Raw genomic sequence first — 13,921 nt, 5'->3', positions numbered from 1 at the left:
GGTGGAGGGTATTGAAGCCGCAATTGAGGCAATTGTAGACACACCCACAGATATTAAGGTGATGGGCGGTGCAACACACTGATGAGAAGAGTGTTTGTATATGGGACACTTCGTGTGGGGATGTATAATTATGAGTACTATTACAAAGCTCATGATACATTCCGGCGCTATGCTTATGTGAAAGGCTCGCTCCATGCTATTAGGGGTAAAGCGTATCCTGCTTTGACGATAGGAGATGAGATGGTTCTGGGTGAGATTCATGAGGTGCCGGACGATGTCCAAAATGAAGTAGATTTGATGGAAGGCTTCTTTGGTGAGGGCAGAATAGAAAATGAATACGACAAAGTGTTTTGTACCATATATGATGACCTGGGCGAAGAAATCGATCATTTGCCAGTATATTTCTATAATCTAAGAAATCCGGAGAACCGGAAATTGATCGGGGACGTGATTTCATGTAACGATTATGTGAAATATCTGGAGATAAGAAAGAAAGATGAGTAATCTGCCTGTGGTAGTATTAATTAATTTGTGTTTGCAATACGCTTATCCACAATGCCCTGTTTCTTGCCGAAATGACATATGGATTATGTTTCCCGGACTGGTCCGGCGTTACTGTGCTTTGTGGAGATTTTCCCGGAGGATTGCCAGGAACCCTTTTTTTAGGGATTTCATAAAGATACTTTTAAATTTAGGATAGCGGTATAGCATGGCAGTGTTATACCGCTTTTCCCATATATACAGACCCTTTCGTGCATCCAATTCCTTCTGACGTATATGTGGCTCTGTAAATGCATCTATGTATTTTTGTATTTGATATTTAGAAGTTCGGTTTAGGGGCATTACAATTTAAGATAAAAAATCTATTTGTTGCATGGTGCAAAGATGTCAAAGAAAAATACGATAGGATTAATATCCAAGATCTGCGAAGGATATCCTGAAACAGGGGTGTACTAACTAGACATCATTAGACATCGACACGGAATTTCATTTGTGTTATGATAGAATTACCAAAAGAAGGAAGAAACAAGAGGGCTTCGGAAGTATAATGTATAGAAAGATTCTCAAAGGAGGGACAGTATGACAAAGAAAAAAATGACTTTTCTGGCAGTGACTGCAGTTGCAGTGATCGGGATTAGTGGCGGGGCTGTGTATGCCCATAATTATCAACAGGAGCAGACGAGGCAGGAACAGGTGCAGATAGAGCAGGAAAAGAAAGAAGCTGCAGAGAAGGCAGAGCGGGAGCGTGCTGCAGAAGCCAGGGCCGAAATAGAGAAACAGCTGGATACGATTGAACAGAATATGATAGCCTTATATGCCAATGAGGACATGAAGATGCCGGCGGATGGACTTACACAGGATAAGATAGATGCGGTACAGAAGGAACTGGATGCATTCAAGGAAACGTATGGAGCGGATCCGGATGCCAGCAAGGAGCAGGCAGCCAGATTTGAAAGCCTGGAGAAGGAGTTCCAGTATATTTCCGCTATGTTTGAGATTGTAGGAACTTATGGCAGCCTTTATCCGGAGGGTCAGCTGGCTGTACCGGGAGATGATGCCAATCATCTTTTGACAAAGATGAAAACCAGCCTGGAGGCCTTAAAGACCAGTAAGCCGGACTTTTATTCACAGTACATGGGAAAGGTTGATGAAGCACAGAACGCCCTTGCAGGCCAGCAGGCCGTCAGAGAGGCCGTATTTATGATCTATGATAAGGAAACCGGGGCTATGGTGGATGGAGTTACCCGTGAACAGTACCAGGATGTCCTGGAGGCCGTGAATAGCCTTCCAGAAAACACCTTGAAAGCGGAGCTTCTGGGATACCTTCCCACCGTGGAGCAGACCCTGACGGCCCAGGAAGAGGCGGAACGGAAAGCAGTCCAGGAATCACAGCAGAGAAAACAAGCTTCCGGGAACGGCACAGGCTCTCAGGTATCAAATTCCGATGGAGGTACATCCTCCGGATATACAGAAGGTGAAACATATTCAGGCAATGAAGACTCCTGGTCTGGTGGATCTGAATCCTATAGTAGTGGCGGCAGTGAATCTTCCGGTGATAGCTCTACAGCAGGCGGAACTGCGGAAGAAAGTCCATCTGGAAATCAAAGTGAGAAAACAGGTGGTTATATGGGAGAAGAGCATAAAAGTTTTTCAGTAACAACAACTTGGACAGATGGAGGAGATATAAAAGGTGGTGGAACCTGGGAAGGTGGTACTGTAGAAGGTTTCGACTGGTGATTTATTCTATATTTTATGGAAAAAACGTATCGTTAATTCGATGCGTTTTTTTATTGCATTCTTTGAAAGGGGGTGATTCCATTGGTCTATTAACTGGAAACTCGTTGTAGGTAACAAGAAAAGTAGAGAGGAGATTTTCATGCATTGGAAAAACATTGCAAAGAGAGCAGGGGCATTCGGGATGTCCCTTTGCGTTGCAGCAACTACTATGATAAGTGGAAGTACCACTGTTTTTGCAGGAGAAACCTCAACGGTTGATTATTTAGGGCCTGTAGAGTTCTCCGGACGGATGGTCGGCAGCTTTTTTGTGGATGGTGAAAGAGCGTATTGTTTAGAGCATAGTAAACTTAGTCCGGAAACCGGAACATTAGTTGAAACGAATCCATATGATAACGACATGATCAAAACAGTCCTGTACTATGGGTGGGATGGAAAAGGGAACATCTTCACAGATGAGGCGGAAGGGATTGTGCGGACAAGCTCTGCATTAAGTGTCCTGTACAGTGGAGACAATGAAAACGGACAGATGCTCGCCCAGCCATTATTAGACTATGCTGCAGAACACCTGATCACGGACATGAACATTTATTTCAGCAAAGAATCGATCACGGCCAGTATCACAGGGGACCAGCAGAAGACGGAAGAGGTCACAGTGAATGGTGATGCCAGGAACACAGTGAGCTTTTCACTTCCGGAACAGGTAGTGCTGCATAACAAGACTACTGGTGAGGAGGCCGGCGGTGAAGTGACCGTAAAGGGCGGAGATGTCTTTTATCTTACCGCGCCTTTGAATGGGGCTGCTGATTTTTCTACGGGCATATTAAAAGGCAGCATGGGATACTGCCAGCCATTGTTCTTAAAAACATCAGATGACGAGGTACAGGATTTAATTACTATGAGGTGGAGAGATCCTGATCATACGACCAGTTTATCCGTTACCTGGCAGAAGGCCGGAAACATCAAGGTGAGCAAGACCGATTCCGAGAGCGGCAAGGCAGTGGCCGGCGCAGAATATACCATTTATGATGCAGCCGGCAAGAAGGCCGGGACGATCACTACGGATAAAAAGGGAGAAGGGATCCTCAAAGACCTTCCGGTCGGGGATTACACCGTCAAAGAGACAAAAGTCCCGGCAGGGTACTTCATAGATGGGACCACTTATCCGGTAAAAGTAACACCTGGTGAGACTGCAACGGTCGGCAGTAAGGATCAGCCGGTGTACGGCAGGATCTCCATCCAGAAGTCCGATAAAGAGACCGGGAAGCCGGATAGCCAGGCGAGCGACAAAGGGTTTGCCGGGGCAGAGTATACGGTCTATGCAGCCGAGAAGAACCGGGACTATGAAAAAGACCAGGAAGCTGCTGTACTTACCCTGAACGAGGATGGAAAAGCCGTATCCGGAGACCTGATCCACGGGAAATATTACGTGAAGGAAACAAAAGCCCCCGCAGGCTATCTGCTTGACGGGAACAAGTATCCCGTGACCGTATCGGATACTGCCAAAGAGATCAAGGTATATCCGGTGGAGAGTGCGGACCAGGTGATCCGGGGCGACATCGAGCTGATCAAGGCTGAGGACGGGACCCTGGATCGGATGGCTAACGTGAAATTCTCTATCACGAACAAGCTCACCGGGGAATCTCATGTGTTCATCACGGACGAAAATGGTTATTACAGCACTGCCGCGGAATGGAACAAACATACACAGAATACCAACAAAGGGGAATCCCCGGAGGATGGGATCTGGTTTGGGGGCTCTGAACCGGATGACGGAAAAGGGGCACTCCCATATGGCGTTTATACCATTGAGGAGCTGCAGTGTGAAGCGAATGCCGGCCATAAGCTGGTGAAATTTGATGTCAGCATAAAGAGGGATAACTATACCGTGAACCTTGGGACTGTAACAAATGATCTGGAAAAACAGGTCGAGATCGGGACCACAGCAAAGGACGGGCAGACAGGGACAAACGAGGGGATACCGGCAAAACAGGTGACCATCATAGATACCGTCTCCTACTATAACCTGATCCCGGGTAAAGAGTACACCATAAAGGGAACCCTGATGGATCAGGAGACAGAGAAGGAGCTGCAGGTGGACGGAAAAGCAGTAAAGGCTGAAAAAACGTTCACAGCCGAAAAAGCGGATGGCAGCGTGGATATCACCTTTACTTTTGATGGTTCTGCCCTGGCAGGTAAAAAAGTAGTTGTGTTTGAAAAGCTCCTCTTTGAAGGACGTGAAGTGGCAGTCCATGAGGATATCGAAGATAAAGGACAGACGGTCACCTATCAGAGTATCAAAATTGGCACCACAGCAAAAGACAAGGATACGGAAAGCAGCCAGGGGATCCCGGTAAAGGACGTGACGATCGTGGATACCGTGACGTATAAGAACCTGATCCCGGGTAAAGAGTACACCATAAAGGGAACCCTGATGGATAAGGAGACAGAGAAGGAGCTGCAGGTAAATGGCAAAGTGGTAACAGCGGAGAAGACATTCACGGCAGAAAAGGCGGACGGTAGTGTGGAGCTGGCATTCACCTTCGACGGATCCGCCCTTGGTGGAAAAAAGATCGTGGTATTTGAAAAGCTCCTTTTTGAAGGACGTGAAGTGGCGGCCCATGAGGATATCGAAGATAAAGGGCAGACGGTCACCTATCAGAGTATCAAGATCGGGACCACAGCAAAGGATAAAGCAACAGGGAAAAAAGAGGCGGCAGCGGATAAGAAGATCACGATCGTGGATACCGTAGCCTATAAAAACCTGATCCCGGGGAAGGAATATACAGTAAAAGGAACCCTGATGGATAAGGAGACAAAAAAAGAGCTGCAGATAAACGGCAAAACAGTAACGGCAGAAAAGACGTTCACAGCTGAGAAAGCGGATGGGAGCGTGGAGCTGGAATTCACCTTTGACGGATCCGCCCTTGGTGGAAAAAAGATCGTGGTATTTGAAAAGCTGTACTTCCAAGGACGTGAGGCAGCGGCACACGAAGACCTGAAAGATGAGGCTCAGACCGTGAAGATCACAAAGCTGCCAGTTCAGAAAGATACAGAACAGCCCCAAAAGACAGATACGACGGCCACAGCGCCGGTAAAAACAGGTGATACCACATCCGTATTCCCTTATGCAGCGGCAGGAGCTGCGGCCTTGGCAGGGGTGATCGGTGTGCTGGTTTGGAAAAAGAAAAGGTCCGCATGATGACAGGGGACCATAAAGGCAAGACAGAGGGAAAGAGAACCGGACAAAGTGCCGGATTTTTTTGTGTCTAAATCCGCAGGGAGGGCCCAGACGGGACCTCCCTGTTTTAGCGGTAGAAAGGAGAAGCATATGACGAATGCAGAAAGTATTGCGATAAGGCTGGCGATCATAGTCGTTGTCCTGCTGATCGGCGGGGTGATCGCATACAGAAAGGGGAAAGACAGGGATGAGTAAGAGGAATGAGGCATTTTGTAGGAAAGAAAAGCATGGGGCAGAGGGTATAGGGAGGAGGAGACGCCGGGTGAAAAGGATGGCAGCCTTGATCCTTACGACAGCAGCTATGATAAGCATGAATCTGATGCCCGTTTTGGCAAGCAGCGGTGCCCAGGCGATCACTGCCAAGTTTGATATCGCGAAGGAGCTCATGGCTGCCGTGGTGACTTCGATCGGTGTCATGGTGATCCTGTGGGGGATCTTCCAGCTGGGCAGCTCCATGCAGTCCCAGGAAGGCAGCATGCGGACGCAGGCATTGGAACGGATCGGCGGCGGCCTGATCATGACCCTGGCCCCGCAGCTTTTGGTGGTCCTGGTATGATCCGCTTAAAAAAGGAAGAGGAAGGAGGAGAGTCATATGTTCGACGGGCTGCTTGACCTTCTGAGCGGTAAAGCGTTTGTGAAAATGGGATATAGCTGCTGGAACACGTTTTCAGATGCGGCGATGGCCCTTCTTGGATCGGCCCCGTCACAGATCGCTGACGGGAGCCTTTGGAATGTGAGCATGACTTTGATGGATCTCATGATGGTCATAGGGGCTTCTCTATTTAACCTTTTATTCTTTGCAAATTTTTGTAAACAGTCAGCAGACCTGAGAAATAACCAGACCATTGAGACAATCATGACAATGCTGATCAAATTTATCCTTGGTAATTTTCTGATCGTGAATATAAAGAACATCATCAATGGAGTGGCCGAGATCATGCAGGGGGTTTTTCAGATCGTAGCACCAGAGGGAGCTGCTTCTGTGGCTTTGCAGGAGACCAGTGTAGACGACTGGGATTCAGACACCCTGGTCATTGGTTTTTTTGTATGCGCTGCATTTATGATCGTGGCGATCGCGGCGGGCCTGCTGTTGGTCCTGCATGTCTATGGCATTTTTATAAAGGTGTTTTTTTATATTGTGACGGGGCCTTTGGCATTAGCAACTGTTGCGGGACCGGAGGGGGCTTCAAGATCAGCCGAAAACTGGTTTAAGACGATCCTTTGCGCGTTTGGGGAATTTGCTGGCACAGCGCTGGTGCTCCGGCTGTGTGCAGCCATTATAAACAGCAACGGTTTCCTGATCCCTGTCCCAGACTGGCTGGGGGCAGTTGAAACCCTCTGGAACATGGCGCAGAGTATGCTGACCATCCTTTTGGCGGTAGGCTCCGTGAAGGCTGTAGATAGCATGATCCGGCGCGCGTTCGGTTTCTAAGGAAGGAGAGCAAGATGAATATACCGATCAATAAAGATTTTGAACATGACTATCGGGAAACCGTGTACAAGGGATTTACGCTGCATGAAGCGAAATATGTCCTGGCAGGCCTTGTGTTGATCGTTTCGGTCTGCTTATTTTTGTGGCGCTATATTGGGATTTCCCCTGTGCTGGCTGTATACATCAGCGTGCCGGTTGGGGCACCGATCATGATCGCAGGATTCTGGCAGTCTAAAAACGGATTGACCTTAAGGGAACATCTGGCGGCAGTCAAATACCGGAAGGCTACAGCGCTGCTTCATTACCGGGCGGGGGAATATCATCCAGTGACAGGCGGGGTGAAAGCCGGAAAAGTACCAAAATGCAAAAGCTTCAAGAAACAAAAGAGACTGCACCGGAAATATGTCAGGGCCTGTCTAAGACAGCAGAGAAAAGAAAGGAGAGGAGCAAGTGAATGAGTTTCAATAAAGCGAAGGATTTTGTCCAATGCAAAAGGTTCACAGAGCCAGTCTACCAGACACCGGCCTGCATCCAGGAGCTGCTTGACATTGCAAAGGTGCATCCGGATGGGATCTTTGAGATTGAGAAGAACAATACAGCAGGGAAGCGGATGCGCATGTTTGACAGGGTATATGAGTTCTCTGACATCAATTACGTGAACAAGGATGAGGGGGAAAGGGAGAACATCTGCCTGTCCTTCTGTAAATTCCTGAATTCCATGAATGTAGATTTCAAGATGCATGTGGTTAATGAGCCAAGGGATATGGAGGAGGTAGAGCAGGAGGCCCTGCTCACCAGAGAGGAGGGAAAGGGTCTTGCAGAGCTTGTAGAGGCCAATAACCGTTTGATACAGGATGTCCTTAAAAAGGGGAACCCGCAGATCAAAAAGAAACGGTATCTGACCGTCACCTGCAGAAGACAGAGATATGAAGATGCCAGGGCTTATTTCAATGTTCTGGAAACAGCGGTTTCCCCCGTCTTCCTGTCCATGAGAAGCCGGCTGGCCCCACTGGATGCAGGGAAGCGTCTGGAGATGCTGCACCGGTTCTTCCATAGGGACAGCTGGCCAAAGCTGTCATTTGAAAGCCTTATGGAAAGCGGCCGTGACTGGAGAAATGAGATCGTCCCATATAGTTTTAACAATGAAGAGAAGAGATTGGAGTTTGGAGATGAATATATGCAGATCCTCTTTGTACCCGGGCTTCCGAACACCCTGGATGAAAGCAAGGTGCTTTCCAGCCTTACCAACGTGTCGTATTTCTGCAGCGTGACCATTGACTGTGCATGTATCCCACGGAATATCTTAAAGGGAAAGATGGAATCCATCTCTTTGAATAATGAGGTGGCGATCAATCAGGAGATGCAGCTGAACGCGAAGAATAAAAACTTTTCTTCGGGTCCTTCTTACCGGAAGGTCAAAACAAAAGAAGAATTAGAGGACTACATGGACCAGGTGGATGAGAACGACGAGAACGGCTTCTTCATGCAGATGCTGGCCGCGGTAAGGGGCAGGACACCAGAGGAACTGAAGGAGAACGTGGAGACCCTGAAACTGATCGGGGCCGGGATGGGGCTGCAGTTCGTCATTGATTACAACCAGCAGGTCCAGGCGCTCAATACACTGCTCCCGACAGGGGCCAGACGTGTAGACCATATGCGTTCCATGCTGACCTCATCCATGGTTGCCTTCCAGCCCTTCCATGCCCGTGATATCATCCAGCCGGGAGGGACCTTTTACGGGATGAACAAGCTGACAAAGAACATCATCATGATCGACCGCAAGAAACTAAAGAACAGCAATGGCTGCATCATAGGCCATACCGGCTCCGGGAAATCGTTCATTTTGAAGCTGACAGAGATTGGCCAGGCCTATATTGCAACGGACGATGATATCTTTATGATTGATCCACAAAATGAGATGGAGTATGTCACCGCCCATTTTGGAGGGCAGTTCTTTGATCTGACACCCAGCTCAGGGCTTCATTTGAATCCTTTTGAGGTGCCGGATGAAGTGCTATATTCCACGGATCCAAAGGAACAGGACAGATTCGTAGCCATGAAAGCAGATTTCATTGAGGCATTTGTCTATTCCTGCCTGAAAGGGATCGTGCCGAACGGTTTCCATAAAACGCTGGTGGTGCGCTGCATCAAGAAGCTCTATCAGGAAGCCTTCCACTCGAAAAAAACCAGGTCTCCTCTACTGTCCGATTTCCGTGACATCCTAAAGGAGCAGGCAGAGCCGGAAGCACGGGAGCTGTATGGATCCTTAGAGGCCTATACCGACGGCACCTTTGATATGTTTGCATATGACAGTAACCTGGACATCAATTCCAGGCTTGTGGTCTTTGGCATGAAGAATGTATCAGACAGCATGTGGGAGACCTGCATGATCACGGTCATGCACCTGCTCTCTATGCGGATGGACTATAATGTCAGTCTGCAGAAAGCGACCAGATTTATCTGTGATGAGGCACAATATGTCTGCCAGAAGGAAAGCTCCACAGAGCAGCTCCTACATGCATTCATCACATACCGGAAATATGGAGGTATCTGTACGGTATGTTTCCAGAATGTATCTGCAGCACTGGCGAACGCCAGGGTGAAGGATATGGTATCGAATTGTGACTTGAAGATCCTGTTAGACCAGGGAGGCAGTGACCGGAATGCCCTAAGTAAAATTTTAGAGCTGTCAAATGCAGAATTCAGGGAGCTGGCGAACCCAGAGCCAGGGCAGTGCCTGATCGTCTGCGGGGACCAGATCTTGCAGTGTGATGCCTATATAGACAAAAAGAATCCGCTGTATGAGATCTATTCCACGAATTTCCACGAACGTGCAGCCAGAAAGAAGGAGGCGGGATATGAAGATCCAGCAGCGGGAGAACACCAGGCTCCGTAAACGGGCGAGGAGCGTAGGGAAGGCCGCTGTCCTGCAGATACGGGGGAGGAAGATCAGGAAAAAAACAGGGGCCGGCGCTTTGCTGCAGCTTCCGGACAGCCGGGCAGCAAGTATCTGGATGCGGATGCCGGAGGCAAAAAAGGAAAGGCTCCTGAACCAGGCCAGGTATGGGGCAGTCCTTTCAAAGAAAGCTGCAGAGAGGCAGTGGGGAAGGGACATCCAGCGGGATGCAGGGATGCAGGATGCGATGCTGAAGGAGGAAGCGGCACAATATGAACAGGAAGGTTCCCAACAAAGAACCGGCTGGCTAAAAGACAGGATCACACAGCCAGACAGCGTGGAGGCAGACGCCATCCAAAAGCCAGGGCGGCAAAGCCCACAAACACAAAGCACACAGGTGCAAAGGATACAAAGACAAAGCCGGCAGGGAACCGTCCAGTATATGGCATTAGAGGGCCAGGATGCAGCACAAGCCCCTGAACCGGGGACAGCAGCAATAGAGGGCCCCCAGCCGGTATATGAAGGGGCCTCTCAGAACCGCAGGCTTAGCCGCCGTGTCATGCGGAAGATCCTGCGGGGCGGAGGGACAGCCGGCAGGGCAATCGCAGGCCAGAGGCTGCAGGCAGGAGAACAGGAAGAGGCGAACCGGCAACAGCAGAAGGCTGTCCGCCAAGGCACTGCGCCAGTAAGGAGAGCGGTGAGGAGGATCGCTGGAAGGATCGGCCGGGCCATAGTAAGCACGGTCATGGCCTTCAGCCCGGCAGGGATCCTGCTCCCTATCTTTCTGATCCTGGTTTTGGTTATAATAGGGATTTTTGGTTCCATGCAGTCAGGCAGCGCACAGGCCACTGGCCTGAGCCAGGAAGTGGAGGGATATCGGGCAGCTGTCCGGGAAGTGGCAGGGCAGTACGGGATGTCCCAGTACGTGGAATTGATCCTTGCAGTCATGATGCAGGAATCAGGCGGACAGGGGACAGACCCGATGCAGGCAGCGGAGGGGGCTTATAACACCAGGTACCCACATGTGCCGAATGGGATCGCGGACCCTGCCTACAGCATTGCGTGCGGGGTACAGGAATTAAAGAATGCCTTGACTTTGGCAGGGGTAACGGGCAGCACGGATATGGTGAACATCCGGATCGCCCTGCAGGGCTATAATTTTGGTCCAGGCTATATCCAGTGGATGCAGAGGAAAGGCTATTTTGAGTGGAGCTTTGGAACGGCCTGTGAGTTTGCTGCAGGCACGGGATGGGGACAGAGGGCAGATCCAAATCATCCGGCAGGACCCTGGAGCTATGGGGATCAATATTACCCGGAGCATGTGCTGCGTTATTATACCATCAAACAGGGCACTGGTGCCTTGCCGGAAGGAGGGCTGCCGATCCCGGTCTATAACCAGAACGACTATCAGGAACCCTATGGGCGCGGTACGATCGCAGGATATGGATGTGGGCCTGCCTCTTTTTCTATGGTGGTCAGTTATTTGAGAAACGAGGCGATCTCCCCGGCAGATGTGGTGGCCTGGTGCGGCAACAGCTACTATGTGCCAGGGCAGGGGACCAGCTGGAATTTTTTCGAGGAAGCTGCGGCGCACTATGGGATTGGGCCAGTGACAACGACCACAAGCCCGGAAGCGGTCCTGCGGGCGCTTCAGGAAGGCCGTCCGGTCATTTCTTCACAAGGGCCGGGGCTGTTTACCGGAGGCGGTCATTATATCGTCCTGCGGGGGATCACCGCGGAGGGGAAGATCCTGGTCAATGACCCGAATGACAACACACAGAAACAGTATAATACACGTCCATTTGACCTGTATGCAGAGATCAACAACACTTGCAGACAATATTGGATATTTGAACCAAAAAGATAGGAGGCAGACCATCATGCGAGATGAAATCGGATCAAAGGAGAAGAAGAAGGCAAGGCTCACCATTGCTGGCGGGATCCTGGCGCTGGCTGTCCTGGTGATCCTGACGGTCATCGGCAGCGTGGAACGGACGAGGCCGGCAGAAAGAGAGACTACCGAAAAGGAGCCGGAGACAGTCGTTAGTACCGAGGAGCCGGAGGGACCGGGTCAGAAAGTACCGGATCAGGAAGAAGGGGAGAAAGCTGGCGATCCGGATGAGCGGGAGGATACGAAGAGACCAGAGGACAAGAAAGAGTATCCCCGTGTGAAGAAGGGAAAAGACGGTCTTTCTTATACCCCGTATGCCAGTGAGACAAAATGGCGGGAGCTGACCGATGAAGAGAAAGCAGAGCGGATCGAGAACGGCATACCGGTGCTGCAGGACAAGAATAAGACCATCGACCGGATCTGCGCGAGGAAGGGCCGTCCGGATCTGGAGCCTTATTCCTACCTGCTCACATCCAGCTTGAAAAGCTACTGTGACAGGGAAGGGATAGAGGCAGCAACAGGGGAGTTCTTGGCCTATGATCAATGGATATCAAAGGATGAGGAGAGCTTTTTTATCGTCCTGAATGACAAGAAAGAGACCATTGTCCTTGCGACAGCAGAGATGCGGGGGGCCGATTGGAAATTTGAGCGTGTGGAAGGAACTCGGGAAGAGGTGCTGAAACAGGCAGAGGAGAATGAGGACAAAGTGGATGACCTGCCGGCCAAGGCAGCGAAAGATAAGACCAAAAAGGAATAGCGGGGAATAAGGGATGAAACTGCAGAAAAAATTGGAGGAAGATTATGAGCGGATGAAGAGGCGGTATCTCCTGCTTGGGCCAGAAGAGCTTTTTCAATTAAGCGGGGAGATCTCACGGAAGATCCAGATATACCGATACTGCTTAAGGTACTCCTATGCGATCGAACAGATCCCGGATCTGGCAAAAAAGCTTCTATCCCTGGATGATCTGCTGGAAGATGCATATAGGTTCCTTGTAAGCCTGGAAATGCTGGAACAAAATATTGAATGGGATATGCTCTTCTGGCTGGACAGCCAGATGTGCACCATCCGGAGTGATTACGGATTATACAGTACATAATGGATAGAAAAACCTACAGGGCGTGGGAGCGCCGGGGTATTAGGGGAGGAATCCCCTAACAAGTCGCGTTTTGTGGCACAAAATGCGTAACTTGCCAAAAACCTATGGTTTTTGCGTATGCTTTTTGGGGAGAAAATCCGGATAGGTTCCGGTAAAAAAACCGGAAGTCATCCGGAAAGAATGGAGGAAGAAACAGAGTATCCGGAACCCATCCGGAAGAAATACCGGAACTCATCCGGAAATGCCCAGAAAAGAGGGTGAGGAATCCGGAACCCATCCGGAAACAGCCATGAAGGGAGGCGTGAAATCCGGAACTTATCTGGAAAAACATCCGGAAGTCATCCGGAAACAGCCATGAAGGGAGGCGTGAATCCCGGAACTTATCCGGAAAAACATCCGGAAATAGTCATGAAGGGAGGCATGAAATCCGGAACTTATCCGGAAAAATATCCGGAAGTCATCCAGAAATAGTTATGAAGGGAGGCGTGAAATCCGGAACTTATCCGGAAAAACATCCGGAAGTCATCCGGAGATAGCCATGAAGGGAGGCGTGAAATCCGGAACTTATCCGGAAAAACATCCGGAAGTCATCCGGAAATAGTCATGAAGGGAGGCATGAAATCCGGAACTTATCCGGAAAAACATCCGGAAGTCATCCGGAAATAGTCATGAAGGATGGCGTGAAATCCGGAACTTATCCGGAAAAGCATCCGGACGCCATCCGGGCAGTTATTGAGCAGAGGTATCTGAAAGGGGACGAATAAAGGAGATAAATGAAGGAAGAAACAAGGGAGTGTATCGTGAAGGCCAGACTGACCGCAAATGAATACCAGACATTCCTTAAAAAAGTAAAAGGCTCTGACCGTCCGGACAACATGTCTGAATATATTCGGGACTGCATCTTTTCTGATGACCTGAAGCATTCCATCGCAGTCGCAAGGGAATTAAAGAACCTGAATTACCAGATCCGGAAGATAGGAGTCCTCATCAACCAGATCGCAGCCAGCGCAAACCGGGGCGTCATGTTCCGGGGGGATGCGGAACTGGTACTGAAAAAGCTTCAGGAGGTGGAAGAATTGGTGAAAACATTTGAAGCACGTATCGAATAAAGGATTGCGGATTGGTCAGG

General features: G+C 49.7%; 11 protein-coding genes. All 11 read left to right on the top strand.

The features are described 5' to 3' along the window. Window positions 1-81 precede the first annotated feature (81 nt). The 11 genes from MUB35_RS17170 (at window position 82) to MUB35_RS17120 (ending at window position 13,901) form a co-directional block, all read left to right on the top strand. Window positions 82-504 carry a gamma-glutamylcyclotransferase family protein gene (locus MUB35_RS17170; protein WP_187370585.1) on the top strand — a complete coding sequence of 141 codons (423 nt, stop codon included), beginning with the start codon at window positions 82-84 and terminating at the stop codon, window positions 502-504. Window positions 505-1,080: 576 nt separating this feature from the next. Next, window positions 1,081-2,238, top strand: coding sequence for a hypothetical protein (locus MUB35_RS17165; RefSeq protein WP_244806569.1), 1,158 nt, complete (start codon window positions 1,081-1,083; stop codon window positions 2,236-2,238). Between the two features lie 139 nt (window positions 2,239-2,377). Beyond that, entirely contained in the window at window positions 2,378-5,437 is a 3,060-nt protein-coding gene (locus MUB35_RS17160; RefSeq protein ID WP_244806568.1) for a VaFE repeat-containing surface-anchored protein, read from the top strand. A gap of 301 nt (window positions 5,438-5,738) precedes the next feature. Then, window positions 5,739-6,032, top strand: a complete 294-nt coding sequence (locus MUB35_RS17155) for a hypothetical protein (protein WP_244806567.1) — start codon at window positions 5,739-5,741, stop codon at window positions 6,030-6,032. 36 nt (window positions 6,033-6,068) lie between these two features. Further along, on the top strand, window positions 6,069-6,908 hold the full coding sequence (locus tag MUB35_RS17150; RefSeq protein WP_244806566.1) for a hypothetical protein: 840 nt from the start codon (window positions 6,069-6,071) through the stop codon (window positions 6,906-6,908). Window positions 6,909-6,922: 14 nt separating this feature from the next. Continuing rightward, window positions 6,923-7,366, top strand: a complete 444-nt coding sequence (locus MUB35_RS17145; protein ID WP_244806565.1) for a PrgI family mobile element protein — start codon at window positions 6,923-6,925, stop codon at window positions 7,364-7,366. Continuing rightward, the gene (locus tag MUB35_RS17140) at window positions 7,363-9,804 is read left to right on the top strand and encodes a VirB4-like conjugal transfer ATPase, CD1110 family (RefSeq protein WP_244806564.1); all 2,442 of its coding nucleotides are present in this window, start codon (window positions 7,363-7,365) and stop codon (window positions 9,802-9,804) included. Before MUB35_RS17145 ends, MUB35_RS17140 begins: the two co-directional genes overlap by 4 nt. Beyond that, window positions 9,767-11,671, top strand: a complete 1,905-nt coding sequence (locus MUB35_RS17135; protein ID WP_244806563.1) for a lysozyme family protein — start codon at window positions 9,767-9,769, stop codon at window positions 11,669-11,671. The genes MUB35_RS17140 and MUB35_RS17135 overlap by 38 nt, the downstream gene beginning before the upstream one ends. 13 nt (window positions 11,672-11,684) lie before the next feature. Beyond that, window positions 11,685-12,452 carry a hypothetical protein gene (locus tag MUB35_RS17130; RefSeq protein ID WP_244806562.1) on the top strand — a complete coding sequence of 256 codons (768 nt, stop codon included), beginning with the start codon at window positions 11,685-11,687 and terminating at the stop codon, window positions 12,450-12,452. Between the two features lie 13 nt (window positions 12,453-12,465). Next, a complete protein-coding gene (locus tag MUB35_RS17125) occupies window positions 12,466-12,792 on the top strand; it encodes a hypothetical protein (RefSeq protein WP_244806561.1) in 327 nt (108 codons plus the stop codon). 773 nt (window positions 12,793-13,565) lie between these two features. Further along, window positions 13,566-13,901 (top strand): plasmid mobilization protein, encoded by a 336-nt coding sequence (locus tag MUB35_RS17120; protein ID WP_244806560.1) that lies wholly within the window; start codon window positions 13,566-13,568, stop codon window positions 13,899-13,901. Window positions 13,902-13,921: the final 20 nt, after the last annotated feature.

This window comes from Blautia sp. NSJ-175, from assembly GCF_022867815.1.
GTDB lineage: Bacteria > Bacillota > Clostridia > Lachnospirales > Lachnospiraceae > Blautia > Blautia celeris.
This window is presented reverse-complemented; position numbering and strand designations above follow the sequence as displayed.